This window comes from Paraburkholderia sp. BR10936 (assembly GCF_040965735.1).
GTDB lineage: Bacteria > Pseudomonadota > Gammaproteobacteria > Burkholderiales > Burkholderiaceae > Paraburkholderia > Paraburkholderia nodosa_A.
This window is the reverse complement of the sequence record NZ_JBFRCM010000003.1, coordinates 270487-293010: the sequence shown is the minus strand read 5'-3', so window position 1 is coordinate 293010 and position 22524 is coordinate 270487. Positions and strand designations below refer to the sequence as shown.

20 protein-coding genes and 1 tRNA gene are annotated in these 22524 nt (G+C 66.6%); 7 read left to right on the top strand and 14 right to left on the bottom strand.

All coding sequences use genetic code 11. The features are described from left to right. Positions 1-18: 18 nt before the first annotated feature. From AB4Y36_RS07855 to rodA, 5 genes are all read left to right on the top strand, one after another. Positions 19-1062 (top strand): rod shape-determining protein, encoded by a 1044-nt coding sequence (locus AB4Y36_RS07855; RefSeq protein ID WP_004189550.1) that lies wholly within the window; start codon positions 19-21, stop codon positions 1060-1062. A 191-nt stretch (positions 1063-1253) separates the two neighbouring features. Then, positions 1254-2366, top strand: a complete 1113-nt coding sequence (gene mreC / locus AB4Y36_RS07850) for a rod shape-determining protein MreC (RefSeq protein WP_368682677.1) — start codon at positions 1254-1256, stop codon at positions 2364-2366. After that, the gene (mreD, locus tag AB4Y36_RS07845) at positions 2366-2878 is read left to right on the top strand and encodes a rod shape-determining protein MreD (protein ID WP_069264625.1); all 513 of its coding nucleotides are present in this window, start codon (positions 2366-2368) and stop codon (positions 2876-2878) included. Before mreC ends, mreD begins: the two co-directional genes overlap by 1 nt. Before the next feature lie 101 nt (positions 2879-2979). Then, positions 2980-5463 carry a penicillin-binding protein 2 gene (gene mrdA / locus AB4Y36_RS07840; protein WP_368682676.1) on the top strand — a complete coding sequence of 828 codons (2484 nt, stop codon included), beginning with the start codon at positions 2980-2982 and terminating at the stop codon, positions 5461-5463. A 9-nt stretch (positions 5464-5472) separates the two neighbouring features. Further along, complete coding sequence (gene rodA, locus AB4Y36_RS07835) at positions 5473-6639, top strand: rod shape-determining protein RodA (RefSeq protein ID WP_133183262.1); 1167 nt, start codon at positions 5473-5475, stop codon at positions 6637-6639. Positions 6640-6745: 106 nt separating this feature from the next. On the opposite strand, the gene AB4Y36_RS07830 is transcribed toward rodA, so the two are convergent. The 10 genes from AB4Y36_RS07830 to rsmB all read right to left on the bottom strand — a co-directional run bounded on the left by AB4Y36_RS07830 (position 6746) and on the right by rsmB (position 16147). After that, positions 6746-7471 carry a tetratricopeptide repeat protein gene (locus AB4Y36_RS07830; RefSeq protein ID WP_083245245.1) on the bottom strand — a complete coding sequence of 242 codons (726 nt, stop codon included), beginning with the start codon at positions 7469-7471 and terminating at the stop codon, positions 6746-6748. After that, positions 7468-8250, bottom strand: a complete 783-nt coding sequence (locus AB4Y36_RS07825) for an HpcH/HpaI aldolase/citrate lyase family protein (protein WP_133183264.1) — start codon at positions 8248-8250, stop codon at positions 7468-7470. The genes AB4Y36_RS07830 and AB4Y36_RS07825 overlap by 4 nt, the downstream gene beginning before the upstream one ends. A gap of 228 nt (positions 8251-8478) precedes the next feature. After that, positions 8479-8922 carry a 6-carboxytetrahydropterin synthase QueD gene (gene queD, locus AB4Y36_RS07820; RefSeq protein WP_028203213.1) on the bottom strand — a complete coding sequence of 148 codons (444 nt, stop codon included), beginning with the start codon at positions 8920-8922 and terminating at the stop codon, positions 8479-8481. A 31-nt stretch (positions 8923-8953) separates the two neighbouring features. Continuing rightward, positions 8954-9586: a 7-carboxy-7-deazaguanine synthase gene (gene queE / locus AB4Y36_RS07815; RefSeq protein WP_368618003.1), complete on the bottom strand. Its 633-nt coding sequence runs from the start codon at positions 9584-9586 to the stop codon at positions 8954-8956. A 155-nt stretch (positions 9587-9741) separates the two neighbouring features. Continuing rightward, a complete protein-coding gene (queC, locus tag AB4Y36_RS07810) occupies positions 9742-10473 on the bottom strand; it encodes a 7-cyano-7-deazaguanine synthase QueC (protein ID WP_368682675.1) in 732 nt (243 codons plus the stop codon). A gap of 266 nt (positions 10474-10739) precedes the next feature. Beyond that, positions 10740-10815: transfer RNA gene (locus AB4Y36_RS07805), tRNA-Phe, on the bottom strand. 94 nt (positions 10816-10909) lie between these two features. After that, positions 10910-11608 (bottom strand): response regulator transcription factor EsaR, encoded by a 699-nt coding sequence (gene esaR / locus AB4Y36_RS07800; protein WP_069264609.1) that lies wholly within the window; start codon positions 11606-11608, stop codon positions 10910-10912. Beyond that, positions 11609-14029 (bottom strand): PAS domain-containing sensor histidine kinase, encoded by a 2421-nt coding sequence (locus AB4Y36_RS07795; RefSeq protein WP_069264607.1) that lies wholly within the window; start codon positions 14027-14029, stop codon positions 11609-11611. It lies immediately after the preceding gene. After that, the gene (locus tag AB4Y36_RS07790) at positions 14019-14612 is read right to left on the bottom strand and encodes a DUF4390 domain-containing protein (protein WP_368618002.1); all 594 of its coding nucleotides are present in this window, start codon (positions 14610-14612) and stop codon (positions 14019-14021) included. Before AB4Y36_RS07790 ends, AB4Y36_RS07795 begins: the two co-directional genes overlap by 11 nt. Continuing rightward, positions 14609-16147, bottom strand: a complete 1539-nt coding sequence (gene rsmB / locus AB4Y36_RS07785) for a 16S rRNA (cytosine(967)-C(5))-methyltransferase RsmB (RefSeq protein ID WP_368682674.1) — start codon at positions 16145-16147, stop codon at positions 14609-14611. The genes AB4Y36_RS07790 and rsmB overlap by 4 nt, the downstream gene beginning before the upstream one ends. 233 nt (positions 16148-16380) lie before the next feature. On the opposite strand from rsmB, the gene AB4Y36_RS07780 reads away from it, so the two are divergent. After that, positions 16381-17547, top strand: a complete 1167-nt coding sequence (locus AB4Y36_RS07780; RefSeq protein ID WP_368682673.1) for a hypothetical protein — start codon at positions 16381-16383, stop codon at positions 17545-17547. A gap of 55 nt (positions 17548-17602) precedes the next feature. On the opposite strand, the gene htpX is transcribed toward AB4Y36_RS07780, so the two are convergent. From htpX to def, 4 genes are all read right to left on the bottom strand, one after another. Beyond that, positions 17603-18457, bottom strand: a complete 855-nt coding sequence (gene htpX, locus AB4Y36_RS07775) for a zinc metalloprotease HtpX (protein WP_069264601.1) — start codon at positions 18455-18457, stop codon at positions 17603-17605. A gap of 130 nt (positions 18458-18587) precedes the next feature. Then, positions 18588-19238, bottom strand: coding sequence for a LysE family translocator (locus AB4Y36_RS07770; RefSeq protein WP_069264599.1), 651 nt, complete (start codon positions 19236-19238; stop codon positions 18588-18590). Positions 19239-19350: 112 nt separating this feature from the next. Beyond that, positions 19351-20346, bottom strand: a complete 996-nt coding sequence (gene fmt, locus AB4Y36_RS07765) for a methionyl-tRNA formyltransferase (protein WP_368682672.1) — start codon at positions 20344-20346, stop codon at positions 19351-19353. 55 nt (positions 20347-20401) lie between these two features. Continuing rightward, positions 20402-20905 (bottom strand): peptide deformylase, encoded by a 504-nt coding sequence (gene def / locus AB4Y36_RS07760; RefSeq protein ID WP_322031547.1) that lies wholly within the window; start codon positions 20903-20905, stop codon positions 20402-20404. Between the two features lie 285 nt (positions 20906-21190). On the opposite strand from def, the gene dprA reads away from it, so the two are divergent. Beyond that, complete coding sequence (gene dprA, locus AB4Y36_RS07755) at positions 21191-22453, top strand: DNA-processing protein DprA (RefSeq protein ID WP_368682671.1); 1263 nt, start codon at positions 21191-21193, stop codon at positions 22451-22453. The last annotated feature ends 71 nt before the right edge of the window (positions 22454-22524 follow it).

Below are 22524 nucleotides of genomic sequence, written 5' to 3'. Positions count from 1 at the left end.
GCGAGACAGGATTTTTGAATGTTCGGTTTTCTGCGTAGCTACTTCTCCAACGACCTGGCGATCGACCTCGGCACCGCCAACACCCTGATCTACATGCGCGGCAAGGGCATCGTCCTCGACGAACCCTCGGTCGTCTCCATTCGCCAGGAAGGCGGCCCGAACGGCAAGAAAACGATTCAGGCAGTCGGCAAGGAAGCCAAGCAGATGCTCGGCAAGGTCCCGGGCAACATCGAAGCCATCCGCCCGATGAAGGACGGCGTGATCGCCGACTTCACCGTCACCGAGCAGATGATCAAGCAGTTCATCAAGACGGCGCACGAGTCGCGCATGTTCTCGCCGTCGCCGCGCATCATCATCTGCGTGCCGTGCGGTTCGACCCAGGTCGAGCGCCGCGCGATCAAGGAAGCCGCGCACGGCGCGGGCGCCTCGCAGGTGTACCTCATCGAAGAGCCGATGGCCGCCGCGATCGGCGCGGGCCTGCCGGTTTCGGAAGCCACGGGCTCGATGGTCGTCGACATCGGCGGCGGCACGACCGAAGTGGGCGTGATCTCGCTCGGCGGCATCGTCTACAAGGGCTCGGTGCGCGTGGGTGGCGACAAGTTCGACGAAGCGATCGTCAACTACATCCGCCGCAACTACGGCATGCTGATCGGCGAACAAACCGCCGAAGCCATCAAGAAGGAAATCGGTTCGGCCTTCCCGGGTTCCGAAGTCAAGGAAATGGAAGTGAAGGGCCGCAACCTGTCGGAAGGCATTCCGCGCAGCTTCACCATTTCGAGCAACGAAATTCTCGAAGCGCTCACCGACCCGCTGAACCAGATCGTCTCATCGGTGAAGATCGCGCTCGAACAAACGCCGCCGGAACTGGGCGCCGACATCGCCGAACGCGGCATGATGCTCACGGGCGGCGGCGCGCTGCTGCGCGACCTGGACCGCCTGCTCGCCGAAGAAACCGGTCTGCCGGTGCTCGTGGCCGAAGACCCGCTCACCTGCGTGGTGCGCGGCTCGGGCATGGCGCTCGAGCGCATGGACAAGCTTGGCAGCATCTTCTCGTACGAGTAAGCGCGCCGCGCACCGCTGCGCTCGCCCGCGGCGCGGTTTCGGCGTCGTCGCGCCACTGATGGCGTGGCGGCGCGCGCGCCGTTACGGCGCCCGCAACGGGACGTCCTGCGGGGCGCCGAAGATTCACACTTCGTTGTGCCCTCCGTTACACCCTCTGTTTCACCGAACCGCACACGCCCCCGGCGCCGACCATGGAATACAGTCCGCCGCCCCTCTTTAAACAGGGCCCATCGGCACTCGCACGGCTGATTTTCTTCGTCGTGCTGTCGCTCGCGCTCCTCGTCTCCGACGCGCGTTTCAAGACGCTCGAGATCGTGCGCGGCGTGCTCGGCGCGGGTCTCTACCCGCTGCAACGCGCGGCCCTCGTGCCGCGTGACTTCTTTATGGGCGCCGCCGATCTGGCCGTGACGAGTTCCACGCTGCGCACCGAAAACACCCAGCTGCACGTGCGCAATCTCCAGCTTTCGCAGCAGGCCAACGCGGCCGCTTCGCTCGCCGCCGAAAACGCGCACCTGCGCGCGCTTTTGCAGCTCTCGCAGCGCATCGGCGCGCAAACCACGCCTGCTGAGATCCAGTACGACACGCGCGACCCGTTCACGCAAAAGGTCGTGATCGGCGGCGGCTCGCAGCAGGGCGTGCAGAACGGCTCACCGGTATTGAGCGAAGACGGCGTGATCGGCCAGGTCACACGCGTGTTCCCCATGCAGTCCGAAGTCACGCTCGTCACCGACAAGGACCAGGCCGTGCCGGTCGAAGTCGTGCGCACGGGCCTGCGCAGTGTGATCTACGGCACGGCGAAGGGCGACCTGCTCGATCTGCGCTTCGTGCCGATCAGCGCCGATCTCCAAGTGGGCGACGAACTCGTGACGAGCGGGCTCGACGGCATCTATCCGCAAGGGCTGCCGGTCGCGAAGGTGCTGCGCGTGGACAAGCAGGCCGACACCGCGTTCGCACGCGTGGTCTGCCTGCCGCTCGCCGCCGTGCGCGGGGCGCGCCAGGTGCTCGTGCTGCACTATGTGCCGCAGGTGCCGCCCAACCCGATCGCCGCCGAGGAAGCCGCAGCGGCCGCCGAGGCGAAGGACGCGAAGAAGAAGGCCGCCAAGGCCGCGGACAAAAAGGCTGACAAGAAGGCCGATGACGCGAAGGCGAAGCCCGCCGCCGCCGCATCGGGCGCGGCCCCGGCGCAGCAGGCCAAGCCGGCAGCGAACGCCACAGCAGCAGACACGAAGCCGGCGGAGAAAAAGCGGCCCAGGGAGAGCCTGCGCGAAGAGGCAGCGAAGGCCGTCGAGAAAGGGGGCCATTGATGCCGCGTCCGCAATACATTCTGCAGCCGGTCAATCCGTACTTCATCGTTTTCAGCCTCGCGGCGGCGTTCCTGCTGAACCTGCTGCCCTGGGGCAAGCTGCCCGGCGTGCCCGACTTCGTCGCGCTCGTGCTGCTGTTCTGGAACATTCACCAGCCGCGCAAAGTCGGCATGGGCGTCGCGTTCTTCCTCGGGCTCCTCATGGACGTCCACAACGCGAACCTGCTCGGCGAGCACGCGCTCGCGTACACGCTGCTTTCCTATGGCGCGATCACCATTCACCGCCGCGTGCTGTGGATGTCGATCGGCCTGCAGATGTTCGCCGTCACGCCCATGCTGGTCGGCGCGCAGGTCGTGCCGTTCGTGATCCGCCTGCTGATGGGCGCATCGTTTCCTGGCTGGGGTTATCTCATCAGCGGCTTCGTCGAGGCGATCCTCTGGCCGATCGCGAGCGTGCTGCTGCTCCTGCCGCAGCGCCGCCCCGTCGATCCCGACGACACCCGGCCCATTTGAGCGGCCCGCCGCCCGCCGCTGGAAGACTCGCTTGACTACCTCTTACGCACCCCGGGCCGCCGTTCCTCGCGATTGGAACCGCGGCGCCTGGGTCTGACAGCATGACCGAATTCAAGGACACCCAGCAGCAGCTCACGAAGTTCCGCCTGCGCGTCGCGGCGGCGGGGCTGTTCGTGTTCGTCTGCTTCGGGCTGATCGCGTTCCGCTTCCTCTATCTGCAGGTCTGGAACCACAGCAAGTATTCGCTGCAGGCCGACGAAAACCGCATTTCCGTCGCGCCGATCGTGCCGAACCGCGGCATCATCACCGACCGCAACGGCGTCGTGCTCGCGAAGAACTACTCGGCGTACACGCTCGAAATCACGCCCTCGAAGCTCGCCGACACGCTCGACAACACGATCGACGAGCTCTCGACCGTGATTCCGATCGATGCGCGCGACCGCCGCCGCTTCAAGAAGCTGCTCGAAGACTCGAAGAACTTCGAGAGCCTGCCGATCCGCACGCGCCTCACCGACGACGAAGTCGCGCGCTTCACCGCCCAGCGCTTCCGCTTCCCCGGCGTGGAAGTGCGCGCGCGCCTGTTCCGCCAATATCCGCTCGGGCCCACGGCCGCGCACGTGATCGGCTATATCGGCCGGATTTCGCAGCGCGACCAGGAGCGCATCGACGACCTCTCCGACAAGAACGACAGCGATCCCGAGCACTACGATCCGCGTCTGGACGCGAACAACTACAACGGCACCGACTACATCGGCAAGATCGGCGTCGAGCAAAGCTACGAAACCGAGCTGCACGGCCTGACCGGCTTCGAGGAAGTGGAAGTGACGGCGGGCGGGCGCCCCGTGCGCACGCTCTCGCGCACCCAGGCCACGCCCGGCAACAACCTCGTGCTGTCGATCGACATCGGTCTGCAGCAGGTGGCCGAGCAGGCCTTCGCGGGCAAGCGCGGCGCGCTCGTGGCCATCGAGCCGTCCACGGGCGACATTCTCGCGTTCGTCTCGGCACCGAGCTTCGACCCGAACTCGTTCGTGGACGGCATCGACCAGCAGACCTGGGACGAGCTCAACAACTCGCCCGATCACCCGCTCCTGAACCGTCCGCTGCACGGCACCTACCCGCCGGGCTCGACCTACAAGCCGTTCATGGCGCTCGCCGCGCTCACGCTGCACAAGCGCACGCCGCAGTGGGGCTTTTCCGACCCCGGCTACTACATGTTCGGCGGCCACCGCTTCAACAACGACGTGCGCTCGGGCCAGGGCTGGATCGACATGAACCGCGCGATCATGGTGTCGAACGACACCTACTTCTTCATGCTCGCGCACGACCTGGGCGTGGACAACATCGCCAACTTCATGAAGCCGCTCGGCTTCGGCCAGCTCACCGGCATCGACATCGCGGGCGAGGCGCGCGGCATCCTGCCCTCCACCGAATGGAAGCGCAAGGCGTACCGCAAGCCCGAGCAGCAGCGCTGGTACGAGGGCGAGACGATCAGCCTCGGGATCGGCCAGGGCTACAACTCGTTCACGATCCTGCAACTCGCGCATGCCACGGCCACGCTCGCCGACAACGGCATTCTGATGAAGCCCCACCTCGTGAAGGAGATCGAGAATCCGATCACGAAGCAGGAGCGCCTCACGGTGCCGAGCGAAAGCGGGCGCCTGAACGTGAGCCAGGCCGATATCGACGTCGTCAAGCGCGGCATGGAAAACGTGACGATGAATCCCTCGGGCACGGCCTACCAGGTGTTCCGCAACGCGCCGTACACCTCGGCGGGCAAGACCGGCACGGCGCAGGTCTTCTCGCTGCAGGGCGGCAAGTACAAGGCGCATGCGCTCGCCGAAAATCTGCGCGACCACGCGCTCTTCATCACGTTCGCGCCAGCCGAGAAGCCGCAGATCGCCGTCGCGCTGATCGTCGAGAACGGCGGCTGGGGCGCACAGGCCGCAGGTCCGATCGCTCGTCGCGTGCTCGATTACTGGCTCGTCGACCGGCTCAAGCCCGGCGTCGAGCAGGCGGCCGTGAGCGCGGCGGCTTCGGCCACGGAGGACGCGTCCGCGCCCGTGATCGGCGCGCCGCCTGAGGCGGCATCGGCGGCTTCAGCAGCCGCGGGGGCCTCGGGCGTTGCCCCGGCCACACCGGCCACACCGGCCGCACAGCCGGTGCGGGTCGCAGCCGGCTTCACGCCGTTGCCGATTCCCGGCGCGGCATCTGCGGCTGCGGCTGCTTCGGCTGCTGCTGCGGCGGCTTCGCAAGCCTCGGGCGCGGCCGCTGCTGCGCCTGCCTCCGCTGCGGCTGCGGCCCCCGGCGCGGCGGCGCGGGCTACGCCCGCAAGCAGCGCCGCCGGCAAGACTCGCAAGCCACGCCAGAACGTTAGCCTCGATGCGCCCGCCACAACCGACGCCGTGAACGGCGGCACCGGCGGCACGAACGGCACGGCGGACACGGGTGCCGCCCGCCCCGCGCCCGCCTCCGTGCCCCGCCACTTCGGCCCTGGCCCCCATCGCCCGCACCGCCCCGCCAGCGCGAGCGACGCGGCTACGCTCGCACCGCCGCCCAAGCCCGCAACGGGCGGCATCGACGAGTAAGGAACCACCATGCCTTTCCTTCAGTTCGACAAGATCGACAAGCGCGCGGTGCTCGACACGCTGCGCAAGATGTTCCTCGGCTTCGACCGACCGCTCGCGCTCACCGTGTTCCTGCTGCTGTGCGTAGGCATCGTCACGCTGTACAGCGCGAGCCTCGACGTGCCGGGCCGCGTGGAAGACCAGCTGCGCAACATCATGCTCACCTTCGTGCTGATGTGGGCGCTCGCCAATGTGCCGCCCAACACGCTCATGCGCTTCGCGGTGCCAATCTATACCTTCGGCATCGCGCTGCTCATCGCCGTGGCGCTATTCGGCCTCACGCGCAAGGGCGCAAAGCGCTGGATCAACGTCGGCGTCGTGATTCAGCCCTCGGAAATCCTCAAGATCGCCACGCCGCTCATGCTCGCCTGGTACTACCAGCGCCGCGAAGGCGTGATGCGCTGGTACGACTTCGTCGTCGGCTTCGTGATTCTGCTCGTGCCGGTGGGGCTCATCGCCAAGCAGCCGGACCTGGGCACCGCGGTGCTCGTGTTCGCGTCGGGCCTCTTCGTCATCTATTTCGCGGGGCTCTCGTTCAAGCTGATCGTGCCGGTGCTGATCGCAGGCGTGATCGCGGTGGCCTCGATCGCGGCGTTCCAGGACAAGATCTGCCAGCCGCAGGTGAACTGGCCGCTCATGCACGACTACCAGAAGCACCGCATCTGCACGCTGCTCGACCCGACTTCCGATCCGCTCGGAAAGGGCTTCCACACCATCCAGGCCGTGATTGCGATCGGCTCGGGCGGCCCGCTCGGCAAGGGCTGGTTGAAGGGCACACAGTCGCACCTGGAGTTCATCCCCGAAAAGCACACCGACTTCATCTTCGCGGTGTTCTCCGAAGAGTTCGGCCTCGCGGGCGGCCTCGTGCTGCTCACGCTCTACATGTGTCTGATCGCGCGCGGGCTCTATATCGCCGCGAACGGCTCGACGCTCTTTGGGCGATTACTGGCCGGCTCGCTCACGATGGCGTTCTTTACCTATGCGTTCGTCAACATCGGCATGGTGAGCGGCATCCTGCCCGTGGTGGGCGTGCCGCTGCCGTTCATGAGTTATGGCGGCACGGCGCTCACCACGCTCGGCGTGGCGATCGGGCTCATCATGAGCGTGGGACGCCAGAAGCGGTTGATGCAGAGTTGAAGGCGCGGCGGGCAGCTATGCCCGCCCGATCGCAGAGATCGAAGCAACCAAAAAAAACGCGCCGGCATGCCCGGCGCGTTTTCGTTTCGCGGTCGCTTGCTGGCGCTTACTGGGTGGGCGCCGACTTCATCAGCTGCGCGCTCAACTGCTGGTACTTCAGACGCGCCACGGGATCGCCCTGCGCCGCCGCGGCGGCATAGTACGCACGCGCGACGTTGAGGTTCTTCGGCACGCCGTCGCCGCCGCGCTCGTAGAACGAGCCGGTCACGTATTGCGCGGTCATGTCGCCGCCCTCGGCGGCCTTCTTGTACCAGTAGAACGCCTGCTTGTTGTCGCGCGTGGTGCCGCGCCCGTCGAGGTACTGGTTCGCGAGCGCCAGCTCCGCCTGCACGTGACCCTGCTTCGCCGCCTTGAGAAACCACTGGTGCGCCTGCACGGGATCGCGCTCGACGAAGTCGCCGTCGTCGTACATCTTGCCGTACACGTACTGCGCGTGCGACATGTTCGCGTCCGCCGCCTTGCGCAGCCACTTGCGGCCCTCGCCCACGTCGGCGGCCCCGCCTTCGCCGTTCACGAGCATCATCGCGTAGTTGAACTCCGCCAGCCGGTTGCCGCGCTCGGCCGCCGCCAGGAACTCGGCGCGCGCCGCGCTGAGGTTGCCCGCGTTGTAGTCGGCAACGGCGTTGGCCGTTTGCGGATCGGACTCCGCGCCTGCGGTGGCGCTCGCGGCGTCGGCGGCTGCCGTCACTCCGCTCACACCGAGCGCAGCGGCCGCGAGACAGCCGATGGCGAGCGCGCGCGCACGCCCGAAAAGCGCTTTCGGACGCTTCATGATCTCGCCTCCTGCAGCGCCTGGCGTGTCGCGCGCACGAGCCATATCACGTCGGCGGCCAGGGCGATGAAGCTGAAACCCATCTCGCGATACTGCCTGGCGGCGGCCGCATCCATGGCGAAGATGCCTGCCGCGACGCCCGCCTCGCGCGCGGCCGCGACGATGCGCTGCACGGCGGCGACGACGTCCGGATGCTTCGAGTCGCCGAGATGGCCGAGGCTCGCCGCCAGATCGGCGGGACCCACGAACAGGCAGTCGACGCCCGGCACCTTCGCGATCTTCTCGACTTCGGCCAGTGCCGCCGCCGACTCGATCTGCACGATCGTCGCGATCTGCGCGTTCGCGCCCTGAAGGTAATCGCGCCGCATGCCGTAGGCCGCCGCGCGCACCACGCCCGCCACGCCGCGCTGGCCGCCGGGCGTGCGCGCGTCGGGGTACTGCGTGAGACTCACAGCGCGTGCGGCCTCTTCAGCCGAGGCCACGTTGGGGAACATCACCGTGCGCGCGCCCGCGTCGAGCACATGCTTCACGAGCCACGGCTCGCTGTCCGGCAGACGTACCACGGGCTCGGTGGGCAGATGCGCGGCCGCGATGGCGCGCAGTTGCGCGATGGTGTCGGCGCTGTCGTTGGGCGTGTGCTCCATGTCGATCAACAGCCAGTCGAAGCCGGCGTGCGCGAGCGCCTCGGCGGCGGTCTCGCTGCCCATCGAAAGCCATAAGCCGAATAGCGGGTCCGCCTCCTTGAGGCGTTCCTTGAGGGGATTGGTGAAGGTGCTCATCGCCGTGCTCCCGGCGAGGCCGCGGGGCGCACGCGCCAGGCGCGGGCGGTGTCGCCCGGCAGCGCGGCAGCCGGCAGGTCTCGCTCCGTTATGTGTTTGTCGGGCCGCGCGCGGGGATGCGCAGGCCTTGCGGCAATGATCATACCGCGACAAAAACCTGGCGGTCGGCACGGAAAACCCGCCTTGCGCGGGTCGTCGGAGCGAGGGTGAAGCGGGGTCCTGCTCGCGTCAGTCGCGCGTGACTTCGGCCCAGCAGTTCGGCGTCTCGTACAGGCGCAGCTTGTGCAGGCGCAGATTCACGCCATAGTGCGCGTCGTACACGTTCGCGAGAATGTCGAACGCGATGGCCGCAAGGTTTTCCACGGTCGGAATGCGGTCGATCACGACCGTCTTGTGGCCCGGCAGCGTTTCGAGGAAGCCGCGCACCTGCGTATCGCCCGCGAAGACGAGGAACGCGTGATCCCACAGATCGACGAGATGCTGGTTCGCGAGCGACTTCACATCGGCGAAGTCCATCACCATGCCGCGGTCGGGCGCGCCCTCGGTTTCGACGAGGTCGCCTTCCAGCGTGATTTCGAGCACGTAGCGATGGCCGTGCAGATTACGGCACTGGCTGCGGTGGTCGGGGATGCGGTGGCCCGCGTCGAATTCGAGTTTTCGGGTGATCGTCAGCACGGCGCTTCTTCAGGTAAATTCGCGTGAATCAGGGAATGTTCAGGTATTTGTGGGTCTGCATCGACAGGCGCCACTGCGGATGGCGCTTGCACCAGTCGATGGCGAGCTTCGTGTTCAGGTCGCGCGACGGGCCGTCCATGGGCTGCACGAGAAAATACTCGAAATCGAGCTTCGCGTACTCTGCCAGGCGCTGGTTTTCCTGCGGCACGACAACCTTCAACTCGTTGCCCTTCGTGACGACGAGCGGCGCGTCGGCCTTCGGGCTCACGCAGATCCAGTCGATCGTTTCCAGCACCGGCAGCGAGCCGTTCGTTTCGATCGCGATCTCGAAACCGGCGGCGTGCAGCGCGTCGACGAACGGCTGGTCGATCTGCAGCATCGGCTCGCCGCCCGTGCAGACCACGAAGCGGTTGCCCTCGCCTTCGGGCCAGAGCGAGGCGATCTGCGCGACGAGTTCTTCCGGCGTGCGGAATTTGCCGCCGTTCTCGCCATCGGTGCCGACAAAGTCGGTGTCGCAGAAGCGGCAAACGGCCTGCTCGCGATCTTCCTCACGGCCCGACCAGAGATTGCAGCCGGCGAACCGGCAGAACACGGCCGGACGCCCGGCGTTCGCGCCCTCGCCCTGCAACGTGTAGAAAATTTCCTTTACCGCGTAAGTCATCGTGCAGCCTGGTTCTGGCTCATGCGCGCAAGGCGCGTGCAAAGCCGGTTGGTCTCGGGCGCGAAATCATCGTGTCGGCGGAGCGCGCCGCCCGTGCGCGGCCCTGGCCGTATTCATTCACCGCGAAAGTGACGCGCGCGGCCCGAGGCTAACACTCAGGCCGGGGCTTCCGTCACGTTCTCGCCGGCGAGATACGCTTCATACCCGCGCTTGCGCAACTTGCACGCCGGGCACTCGCCGCAGCCGAACCCCCACGCGTGAAGCTCCGCGCGCTCGCCCAGGTAGCAGGTGTGCGTTTCCACGCGGACCATATCCACCAGCGCTTCGCCGCCCAGCTTTTCGGCGAGGCGCCATGTATCGGCCTTGTCGAGCCACATGAGCGGCGTTTCCAGCACGAAGCGCGTGTCCATGCCGAGATTGAGCACGACCTGCAGCGCCTTCATCGTGTCGTCGCGGCAGTCGGGATAGCCCGAGAAGTCGGTTTCGCACATCCCGCCCACGAGCACCTTGAGCCCGCGACGATAAGCGATCGCCGCGGCGATCTGCATGAACATCAGGTTGCGGCCCGGCACAAAGGTGTTCGGCAAGCCGCTCGCGGCCGTTTCGATCTCGATCTCGCGCGTCATGGCCGTGTCGCTGATCGAGCCGAGCACCGAGAGATCGATCATGTGATCGTCGCCGAGACGCTCGCCCCACTCGGGGAACGTGCTGGCAATCGCCGCGCGAAAGCCCTCGCGGCATTCCAGTTCGACGCGATGACGCTGGCCGTAATCGAAGCCGAGCGTTTCGACGCTCTCGTAGCGGTCGAGCGCCCATGCGAGGCACGTGGCCGAATCCTGGCCGCCGGAAAACAGGACGAGCGCGCCTTTGGCTTCTGTTCGAGTCACCGTGAAACTCCGTGAATGAGGTTTCCGCGCGAATGCTTTCGTTGCTGGCGCTTTGCTGGCTTCCTTGCCCGCTTTTGTCGCCTGGCGCCCGGCGGGCCGGCAGGGACAACCCCCGCGCCGGCTCATGCAGTATAGGCCGGGGCCCTTCTACGGGCATCGGCGCACCCTTATACCCCGGATACCGTCGATGTCTGGAGTTCAAGACGCTGGACAACGCGAACAACGAAAAAGCCCCAGGAATCGAACGATCTCCTGGGGCTGCATTCTGGTGGCCTGGGACGGAATCGAACCATCGACACGCGGATTTTCAATCCGCTGCTCTACCAACTGAGCTACCGGGCCAACGAAGAAAGAAGATTATAGCGGTGAAGTCAGCGCTTGCCAAGTGGCTTTCGCAAAATTGACGCGCCTGTCCGCGCCGCTCACCTGCACGCGTTCATTCGCCCTTGCTCTTGCCGAGGTCCACGCCGAGCTGCTTGAGCTTGCGATACAGGTGCGTACGCTCAAGCCCCGTTTTTTCGGCCACGCGCGTCATGCTGCCGTTCTCGCGCGCGAGGTGGTACTCGAAGTAGGCGCGCTCGAACGCGTCGCGCGCATCGCGCAGCGGAATGTCGAATGAGATCGATGCCGTTTGCGTGGCCGCCGCCTGCATGCCATGCACGCCGTCGGCGCCCAGTACCGGCAGCGCCGCCGCGGAGGCCACGACCGCAGGTCCGCCCGCCGCCGTCTTCCCCGCTGCCGCCGCTGTGGCCGGCGCGACCGGCGCGGCCGTGCCGCGCGCGAGCCCCTGCTCGACCGCCTTCAACAGCTTTTGCAGCGCGATCGGTTTTTCGAGGAAGTTGAGCGCGCCGATCTTCGTCGCCTCGACGGCGGTGTCGATGGTCGCGTGCCCCGACATCATGATGACCGGCATCGTGAGATGGCCCTGCGCGGCCCATTCCTTGAGCAGCGTCACGCCATCGGTGTCCGGCATCCAGATATCGAGCAGCACGAGATCCGGCACGTGGCGCTGCCGGAAGTCGCGCGCCTGCTGCGCATCTTCCGCGAGCTCCACGACGTGTCCTTCGTCGCTGAGGATCTCCGAGAGCAATTCCCGGATGCCCATTTCATCGTCTACCACCAGGATGGTTGCCATTTACGCTGCCCTTGTCTGCACTGTTGCTTTTGATCCTTGCTCCGCTTCGGCACGCGCCTGCCCCTCCCCGGATCGGCCGGGTCCGGGCGTGGCGGCATCGTCTGCCAACTGGAGAAAGAGAATCGAGATCTGCGCGCCTTCGATCACATCGCCCGCTCTCATTCGATTGCGGATGTCGATGCGCGCGCCGTGCTCGTCGACGATCTTCTTGACCATCGCAAGCCCGAGTCCTGTTCCTTTGGCCTTGGTCGTCACATAGGGTTCGAACGCACGCGTGAGAATGCGCGCCGGGAAACCCGGGCCGTTGTCCGATACCGTGAGACGAACCGCCACGCGCGTGCGTCCTTGCGCGTCGGGGTCCCCGTATTCTACGGCGCGGGTCTCGAGCGTCACGCGAGGATTCTGCGTGTCGGCCACCGCGTCCTGCGCGTTTTGCAGCAGGTTGTGGATCACCTGACGCAATTGTGTCGCGTCGCCGCGTATCACGGGCAATTCGGAGAGCTCGACCTTGATCGCGCTCTTGCCTTCTTCCGCGCCGTAGAGCGTGAGCACTTCGCTCACGAGTTCATTGAGCTGCAGGTTCGCGAGCACCGCCGGCGGCGTGCGCGCGTAATCACGGAAGTCGTCGACCATCTGCTTCATCGCCGCGACCTGATTGACGATGGTGGTCGCGCCGCGCCTGAGCACTTCGGCGTCGGTGGGCGCGAGCTTGTCGGTGAGCTTCATCTGCAGGCGTTCGGCCGAGAGCTGGATCGGCGTGAGCGGATTCTTGATCTCGTGCGCGAGACGCCGCGCGACTTCGCCCCACGCCACCGAGCGCTGCGCCGAGATCACGTCGGAGATGTCGTCGAACACCACGACGTAGCCCGAGGTCTGCATGTCGCCCGCGTCGCGGCCCGTGTCGGATACGAGGCGCGCGCCGCGCACGAGCAGCGTGAGCGGATCGGTCTCGCCCGGAATCGGCACGGAGAACTGCTGCTGCCAATGGCCGCGCTCTTGATCGCCATCGCCGCGCGAAGCTTCCTGGTCGGCGAAGGCCTTGCGCACCATCGCGCCGAACTCCGTGAGCGCGCCGATGTGATCGAGCGCGACGCCGAGCTGCGTCTGGAACGGCTGACGGAAAATGCGCTCCGCGCCGGGGTTCGCCGTCGTGAGGCGGAACTGCCGGTCGAACACGAACACGCCCGCCGTGAGGTTCGCGAGAATGCTCTCGAGGTACGCCTTCGAATGCTCGAGCGCGACGCGGTTCTTCTCCACGGCCTGGCGCGCTTCGGAAAGCTGGCGCGTCATCGCGTTGAACGACTGCGTGAGGAAGCCCAGCTCGTCGCGCGACTTGATTTCGCGCTTGGGCGTGTAGTCGCCCTCGGTCACTTCCTTCGTGCCCTGCGCGAGCAGGAAGAGCGGCCTCGCGAGCTGGTTGCCGAGGGCGAGCGCGAGCATCATCGCGACGAAAGTGGCGAGGAAAAGCGCGAGTGTGAGCGTGCCGATATACATCTTGCGCAGGCCCGTGCGGCCGAGCGCCTTCTCCTGGTACTCGCGATACGCGCGCTGCACCGCGTCGGCGTTGCGCGCGAGCGCGGCCGGCACCGGCTGCTCGAGCTGCAGGAAACGCTCGACCGGCTGCAGATCCGTTGTGTTCGCATCGGGAATGCGGGTGACCACCCGCAATCGAAGCGCGCCCTTCGAGCCAAGCTGATGCGGGTCGCCGTCCACTTCGCCTTCGATCGCCGCATAGCCGCGCCCGCGCGCCTGATCAATCATGAGCGCCGTGGGCATGTCGGCGGGCATGAGCGACGAGAAGTTGCTCGACGCCTGCGCCACCACGTGCATGTCGGGCGCCGCGCCCGACATGCTGCGCACCGGCTCGACGATCATCGCGTCCTGCACGCCGAACTGGTCGCGCGCGCGCAGCAGCGTGAGCGTCGTGCCTGCCGAATCGCCGTTCGCGATCTGCTCGGCCATCAGACGGCCCTTGGTTTGCAGGTCGGAGAGCGAGGCGTCGAGCATGCCGCGGCCGAGATTCAGGCCGGCGGTGAGCGCGGTTTCCACGTTCACGTCGAACCACGACTCGATCGAGCGCGAGACGAACTGATAGGAAACGATATAGATGATGCCGCCCGGCACCACGCCCACGAGCGCGAAGAAGAACGCGAGCTTCGCGAGCAGCCGCGTGCCGAACTTGCCGCGCCTCAAGCGCACGACGATCACGATCATGAGCGCCGTGACCACCGACAGGAAGATCAGCGCGACGACGATATTGGCCGCGTAGAGCCAGCCGTAGTAGCGGTCGAAGAACTCGGTGTTCGCGCTCGCCGCGGCGAGCAGGACGAGCAGCAGCGTCGCGGTGAACGCGACGGTGGAGACGAGCAGCTTGACGACGACGCTGCTGAAGCTGGTGGCGCGGCGTACTTTATTTAGCACGTTCGGTCACCGTGAAGTTGAAGCGCTTCCAGTCGGAAGCGAGGTTCCAGTCGCGGTTGTTCACGGCGTCGATCTGGAACGGCTTGGGCATCAGCGCGACGTCGAGCTGCATGCGCACCGAGGCCGTGTACGTTTCGCCGGCGTGCACGTCGTTGCGATCGATCACGTGCCACGAGGTGACGTGCTTGATGACCGCGAGCGCTTCTGCGAGCGTCGAGAAGCCGAGCTGCAGACCGCCGCTCGAGACGCGGTACTCGCGCGTGAGCGGCTGGAACGACAGGCGAATGCTCTGTGAAACGCTCACCGGCTGTTCGTCGAACCAGTACCAGCGCGCGCGCGTGAGCTCGAAGTCGGTGGTGAAGTAGAGCGGAATGCCCTTGTTGACCGCGTCTTCCAGGCTGCTGTTGAGGTCGAAGTCGAAACGGGCGTCGAGGCTCCAGCCGTTGCTGTCGGCCTGGAGCGACGCGCGCTGCACCGAGATCGAGTCGGCGCGCGCCGGCGCGGCGGCCGCGAAGCCGACGACGGCAAGCACCAGCCAGATCAGGGCCGCGAACCGCAGCGGGAAGAAGCGTTTGATGGTCACCGTTTCTGAAAGCGCGCGTAGAAGAATCCGTCGTGATCTGCGGTGCGATCGGGAACGGGAAAGACAGTCGTCGTCACTTCGGCCTTTGCAGCAGCATCGTGCCGCGCTTCGCCGGCTGCGCCGTCTTCTGGACCCCGGCCCGGCGCGCCGAATGCCTCGGGCAGCAGTTGCCCCGGGGCGTCCAATCGTACCGCATCCGCATGGGTGCTTTCAAACCAGCGCGCCTGCGCCTCGCCCTCCTCGGGGAAGATCGAACAGGTCACGTAGAGCAGTTCGCCGCCCGGTTTCACGAGCGGCCACAGCGCATCGACGATGCGGCGCTGCTCGGCGGCAAGCGCCGCGATGTCGCTCTCGCGGCGCAGCCAGCGAATGTCCGGATGACGGCGCACGATGCCCGAGGCCGAGCATGGCACGTCGGCGAGGATGCGATCGAAGCCTTCGCCGTCATGCCACGCGGCAGGATTGCCCGCGTCGCCGACCACGATCGATGCGCGCCGCATCGGGTGCGCGGGATCGTCTTGCGCGAAACCGAGGCGCGCGAAGTTTTCGCCGATGCGCGCAGCGCGCATGGCGTCGCTTTCGAGCGCAACCAGATCGATGTCGGCAAGCTCGAGCAGATGGCCGCTCTTGCCGCCGGGCGCCGCACACGCGTCGAGCACACGCATGCCGTCACGCACGCCGAGGATTTGTGCGGCCACTTGCGCGCCGGCGTCCTGCACGGACACGTCGCCCGCGAGGAACCCGGGGATGCGATCCACCGGCAACGCGGCGGCCAGACGCACGGCGTGTTCGCCGATCTGCGTGGCGGCGATGTTTTCGGCGGCGAGCCGCTGGACGTAATCGGCGGCGCTCGTGCGGCGCGCATTCACGCGCAGCGTGAGCGGGCCTTGCGTGTTGCCCGCGGCGAGAATCGCCTGCCACTGCGTGGGCCACGCGGCGCGGACCGCGTCGATCCACCAGCGCGGATAGTTCCAGTGGGCGGTTTCATCGGCCTGGGCGGCGGCAAGCGCGGTGTCGCGCTCGCGCAAAAATCCGCGCAGTACCGCATTGACGAGCCCCTTCGCGAAGGCGATCTCGCGGCGCGCGCCCACGGCGCGCACGACCTGATCGACGACCGTAAACGGCGTGTAGGCGGCGCTCGCCTCGTCTTCGGCGAGCAACGCCAGCGCGCAGGCGAGCAGGTTCGCGACGAGCGGCGGCGGCGCCTTGCTCACGCGCTGCCGGATCAGCCAGTCGACCGTGCCGAGCCGCCGCATGGTGCGATAGGCGATGTCCTGCACAGCGCCGCGAGCCTGCGGCGCGACGTCGGCGGGCAAGGCGGCGAAGGCGCTCGCGAGCGCGCCAGGCAAGGCCGAACCGGCGCGCACCGCGCCGACCGCATGAGCGGCCTGGTCGAGCGCAAAGCCCAGCGAATCGGGGGCCAGGTACACGGCGTGGCTGCGCGCCGGCGCCGCGCCCTGCTGGCGCGCGGGGGATGCGGAACTCTTTTTGCCTTGAGACGGCTTGCCGGGTCGCCGGGATGGGCTGGATGTCATGAAGAAACCGGATGCGGGCCGCTGTGAGTCGCGGCGTCAGTAATGCACGAGCGAGCCATTGTAGCGTGGCGAGCGCGCAACACTGCGAGCCGGCGCGATTCCCGTTGACGGCACCGCGCCAGCGCGCGGATAGCAAGGCAAGCGCAGGGATACATATTGGCGGATACCGACTAACCGCTCGCCTCATGATGGCGACAGAAAACGCCCCTCCTCCCTGCGACGTAGCGGCCATCATGAAACGACTCGGGAAGAAACAAGACTTCGCGTTCCTCGCCTTCGTTGCTCTCTTTTCTGTGTACCAGCAGGGACGGGGAAAGCTGTTCTCGCCTTTCTGGGACTACAAGGTGTACGCGTACGCGCTCGATCAATTCAAGCGCGGCGCGAATCCGTATATTCCGCACGGATTCCCCTTCATCTATCCGCCCATCTTCCTGAATCTGTTCTCGCGCGTGCCGTTTCACTGGCTCTATCTGGCATTCGTTGTCGCGTCGCTGATCTATCTGGCCTACAGCATCAGGCATGCGGATTTCATCGTCGCGGGCGCGCTGGGGTTTCTGACCGGCGGCGCGGGCGTGGGAGGCATCCTCACGGGCAATTTTGCGATCTTCGGCCACCTGCTGATCATTGCGCTTTTTTATGCGGCTTCGGCTTCGCACGACAGCCGTGGCGCGACGGCAAAGTATTGCGCGCTGGCTTTTTTCATCGCCCTGTTTGCCTCCATCAAGATCTATTTCCTGACCTACGCCGTCGTGTTCTTTTTTATCCCCAAAGGCATGCGCTATTTCATCGCCGTGCCCTTGTGCGTTGCGCTGGCAACCATCGCGCAGCTCGCGCTGGAACCGCGCCTGTGGACCGACTTCGAAACCCTGCTGCGCTGGCAGATGCTCGCCCAGAACGATTCCGGACTCGTGCTGTTCGGGATACTCGAACAACACGTGCGCGCGCTGTCGACCCTGGACGACGTACTGCTCTACGAGCTGGTGGTCGTGGCGCTATTCATGTACGCGGTCAATCCATTGCGCGGGCGGCGGCTCATGGTTGCTGAAAACGCAAGCGTACCTGGCAGGCTGTTCTATGTGCTCGCGTTCTGTCTCGCGCTGAATCCGAGAATGAAGGAATACGACATCGCGCCGTTTTTTGCGTGCTGCTACGTTTCGCTCTTCCAGAGCAGCAAAGAAGACAACCGGATGGATCGCGTGTTTTTCTACGCCGTACCGTTGGCGTTCATCGCCGCGTGGATCGTCGTCAAGTTCGGGCACGTCTACTACGCGCTCGACGTGTCCTGGTTCATCGGCGTTTATTTCGTATTCTTCGTGGTGTCGCTGCGTCAACGGGCGTTGCGGGTTTCGGCGCGAGCGGGCGCCCGACATATGGACGGCGACGCCGCGGCGACGGGCTGAATAAAAAACGCCTCCGAGGAGGCGTTTTTTTCGTCACCGGCTACCGGTCGTCGCTTTAGCGTTGGCCGCCTGCAGCCATTTCCATCAAGCGGCGGATGCGCTCTTCCGTGGACGGGTGCGTGCTGAAGAGGTTCTGCAAGCCGCCGCCCGACAGCGGATTCATGATCATCATCTGCGCCGTGGCCGGATGCTCTTCGGCCGCCGGGAACGGAATGCCCTGCGCGTAGCGGTGGATCTTGTCGAGCGCCGAAGCGAGCGCCTGCGGATCGCCGGAAATCTCGGCGCCGCCGCGGTCCGCCTCGAATTCGCGCGCACGCGAAATCGCCATCTGGATCAGCGCGCCCGCGATCGGTGCGAGCAGCGCCACGGCGATGCTCGCGATGGGGTTCGCGGGACGGCCGTTCTCGTCGCGGCCGCCGAAGATCATCGCGAAGTTGGCGAGCGCCGAGATCGCGCCGGCCATGGTGGCCGAGATGGTCGAGATCAGAATGTCGCGGTGCTTCACGTGCGCCAGCTCGTGCGCCATGACGCCGCGCATTTCACGTTCGGACAGCACGCGCAGGATGCCCGTGGTCGCCGCGACCGCTGCGTGCTCGGGATTGCGGCCGGTAGCGAAGGCGTTGGGCGCATCTTCGTTGATGAGGTAGACGCGCGGCATCGGCAGGCCCGCCCGCGTGGACAAATCGCGGACCATGCGATAGAACTGCGGCGCCGTGGTCTCGTCGACCTCCTGCGCGTTGTACATGCGCAGGACCATCTTGTCCGAATACCAGTACGAGAAGAAGTTCATGGCGAGCGCGAAGAACAGCGCCAGCACCATCCCGCGATGCCCGCCGATCAGCCCGCCAATCACGATGAAAAGGGCCGTAATCGCGGCCATCAACATCGCGGTTTTGACCCAGTTGAACATGTGCTGTGCTCCTTCACCCACCAGGGGATCAAATCGATCGTTGAACGCCCGCCGCCAGCCGGTCAGCTAGCTTTGAGCGAGCGCATTGTAAGCGATTTGTTAGATATGGGCAGATGCGAAAAATTCAATCTCATCGCGTGGCGGTCGCGAGCTTCAGGCCCAGCCCGACAAACGCCGAGCCGACCGTGCGATCGAGCCACTTCTTGACGCCCGGCTTGCCCGAGAAGCGCTGCGTGACGCTGCCCGCCACCCACGCGACGAAGCTGTTCCAGACCGTGCTCATCAGCATGAACACGGCGCCGAGTGTGAGGAAAGCGAGGGCCTTGTGCTCCGTCCCCGTGGTCACGAACTGCGGGAAAAACGAAACGAAGAACAGCACCACCTTCGGATTGAGCACGTTGGTGCAGAAACCCGAAACGAACAGCTGACGCAGCGGGCGCGGGGCGGCGGCAGGGGCCGTGGCCTGCGGGGCGCCTTCGGCGGGCCTGACTTCGTGCTTCGTGAGAACGAGGCGCACGCCGAGATACACCAGATAGATCGCGCCCACGATCTTGATGACCGTGAACGCCGTGGCCGACGCCGCGAGCAGCGCGGTCAGACCGAACGCGCAGGCGAGCGTGTGCACGCAGCAGCCCGCCGAGATACCCAGTGCGGAAACGAGGCCCGCGCCGCGGCCCTGCGCGACGCTGCGGCCGACGATATAGGCCGTGTCGGGCCCCGGCGTCACGTTCAGGAGAAATACGGCGACGAGAAAGAAACCGAAATGGGTAATGCCGAGCATGCCAACCTCAAAATCGAAAAACGCGCTTCAAACGCCATTGATTCTAGCGCGCCGGGAACCGCGCAGCACTTGGCCTGGCGGCGCGTTTTCAGGCGCTGGCGCGAGCCCGGGTTCAGGCCGCCGGGGTCTCCGGCAGCTGGAACCGCTGCCCCGCCGCCAGCGGCATACCGGCCAGGAATTCGCGCGCGGGCAGCCGCTTGCCGCCCGGCTTTTGCAGCTGCGTGAGGCGCAGCGCGCCCTCGCCGCAGGCCACCACCACGCCCGCCGGGCTGACTTCGAGAATCTCACCCGGCTCGCCGGCGGCGGTCGACGTACGCTCGACCGGCTCGGCGGCCCACAGCTTGAGCTGCGCGCCGTCCAGCGTGGCCGCGCCGCCCGGGAATGGGTCGAATGCGCGAATCTGCCGCGCGAGCGCCACCGCCGGCCGGCGCCAGTCGAGCGCGGCTTCCTGCTTGCCGATCTTCTCGGCGTAAGTCGCGCCTTCGGCCGGCTGCGGCGTGGCGGGCAGCGCACCGTCGCGCTCGAGCGCGACGAGCCCGTCCACGATCAGCTGCGCGCCGAGTTGCGCCAGGCGGTCGTGCAGCGTCGCCGTGGTGTCGCCCGGCGCGATCGGCGTGCGCACCTCGGAGATCATCGGGCCGGTGTCGAGCCCCGCGTCCATCTGCATGAGCGTGATGCCGGTTTCGGTGTCGCCAGCTTCGATCGCGCGATGAATCGGCGCCGCACCGCGCCAGCGCGGCAGGATGGACCCATGAATGTTGATGCAGCCGCGCGGCGGGATATCCAGCACTTCCTGCGGCAGCAACAGCCCGTAGGCTGCGACCACCATCACGTCGTGCGGCGTGGCGCGCAGCAGGTCCAGCGCCGTGGCGGCTTCCTGCGGATACTTGCCGGTCCGGCGCAGCGACGGCGGCTGGGCGACGGCCATGCCGTGCTCCTGCGCATAGCGCTTGACCGGGCTTGCCTGGAGTTTCATGCCGCGGCCTGCCGGGCGGTCCGGCTGGGTCAGGACGAGCGGCACGGCAAAGCCCGCTTCGTGAATCGCCGCGAGCGCCGCGGCGGCGAATTCCGGCGTGCCGGCGAAGATGACGCGAAGGGGGTGGCTCATGGGCGCTCGGTGCGTGGCGGCGGGTTGATGAAGAAAGAGACAAGTCAGATCGCGATTACATCGCGCGTTCGAGCTTCTTCATCTTGCTGCGGATGCGCGTCTGCTTGAGCGACGACAGGTATTCGACGAACACCTTGCCCATCAGGTGATCCATTTCGTGCTGGATGCACACGGCGAGCAGCCCTTCGCAGTCCACCTCGTAGGTCTCGCCCTTTTCGTTCATCGCGCGCACGCGCACCTTTTCCGCGCGCTCGACTTCATCGTAGATGCCCGGCACGGAAAGACAGCCTTCCTCGTGCACTTCGCGCTCGTCGCTCGACCAGATGATTTCCGGGTTGATGAACACGCGCAGTTCGTCGTGCGCGTCGGACACGTCGATCACCACGACGCGCTCATGCACGTCGACCTGGGTGGCCGCGAGACCGACACCCGGCGCGGCGTACATGGTTTCGGCCATGTCGGCGACCAGTTTGCGGATGCGGTCGTTGACCGCCTCGACCGGCTTTGCGACCTTGTGCAGACGCTTGTCCGGGTAATGAAGAATGTTCAGTAGAGCCATGATTTGACGGGTTTCTCGTTGGGCGCCTGAAAGAGCCTGGCACAGGGAACGATGCGCGGCCTGGCCATTCGGCCAGCTTGCGGGTCCCAGGCCGGATAGGGAGGATATCTCCTCATATTCGGACGAAAGGGCCGCAATTCAACGTTGAACGCGCGTATCGCCCGTGCGGACGCGCTGCGCGCGAAGGCGTGCGCGCAATGCCACGGGTAAAGACGCCACGGTGTATTTCGGATGGTGAAAATTTTATCACGAGGTGCGGCAAACCGTCCGCGCCCGGGGAACGCAATGCCGACGACCTTGCCGCTGTCTGCCGAAGAACTGGCCGCCTGGCTGCGCCTCGCCCTCGCGCGCGGCCTGAGGCCCGCTGCGCTGCGTGCGCTGCTCGGCGCGTTCGGCCTGCCCCAACACGTGCTGGCCCAGCCGTTCGCCGCACTCGCCGCGGTGGCGGGTGCGCAAGCCGCCCATGCCGCCCTGGCCGAGCCCCGGCCGGACTTCGCGGCACGACTCGATGCCCTGCAGGCGTGGCGCGCGGCGCCCGGCAACGCGCTCATCACGCTTGCCGACCCGGCCTATCCGGGCCGCCTGCTCGACATGCCCGATCCACCGCCGCTGCTCTACGCAAAGGGCCGGCTCGAGCTGCTGCACGCACGCGCGGTGGCCATCGTGGGCAGCCGCAACGCCACGCCGCAGGCCGTCGAGGACGCCACGCGTTTCGCACGCACTCTCGCCGCGTCGGGTCTCACCGTCGTGTCGGGGCTCGCGCTCGGCGTGGACGGCGCCGCCCATCGCGGCGCACTCCACGAGCAGGGCGGCACCGTCGCCGTGATCGGCACCGGCGCGGATCTCGTCTATCCGCCGGCCCATCATCCGCTCGCCGTGGAGATCGCCGCACACGGCGCGCTCGTCTCCGAATGGCCGCTCGGCATCCCGGCGCGCTCCGCGAACTTTCCGCAGCGCAACCGCGTGATTGCCGCGCTCGTCGAAGGCGTGGTGGTGGTCGAGGCCGCACAACGTTCCGGCTCGCTCATCACGGCACGGCTCGCCAACGAAATGGGACGCGACGTTTTCGCGCTGCCCGGCTCGATTCACGCGCCGCTCACGCGCGGCTGCCACGGGCTCATCAAGCAGGGGGCGCAGCTGGTCGAATCGCCCGAAGAGGTACTCGATGCGCTCGATGTCGGGCAACCTGCGAGCGCAGGCCGCACGCCTGTGTCGCCGCGGGAACAGCGCCGCGAGAAGGTCTCCGTTCCGTTCGATCGCATGCCGCGCGACGAAGCAAACGAGACGCCACAGCTGGCGCTCGAGTTCCCCCGTCCCGAGCCGCCGCCTGCGCATCGCGCTGAAGCACGAAAATCACCCGCCAGCCTTGGCGCTGAAGCCCGGCGCCTCCTCGAAGCGCTCGGTCACGCGCCCGCCACGGTTGAAATCCTCGCGCAGCGCACCGACATGGCCGAAGCGGTGCTGCAAGGCACGCTGCTGCAACTCGAGCTCGCGGGACACCTCGACGCCCTGCCCGGCGGCTGGTTCGTGCGGGCCTCGCGCGGCTGATGCCGCGGATTGGGGGAGCATCACCGCTCCCGCGTCGCCGTGATACATTCGCGCCAAATACCCCGCTCTAT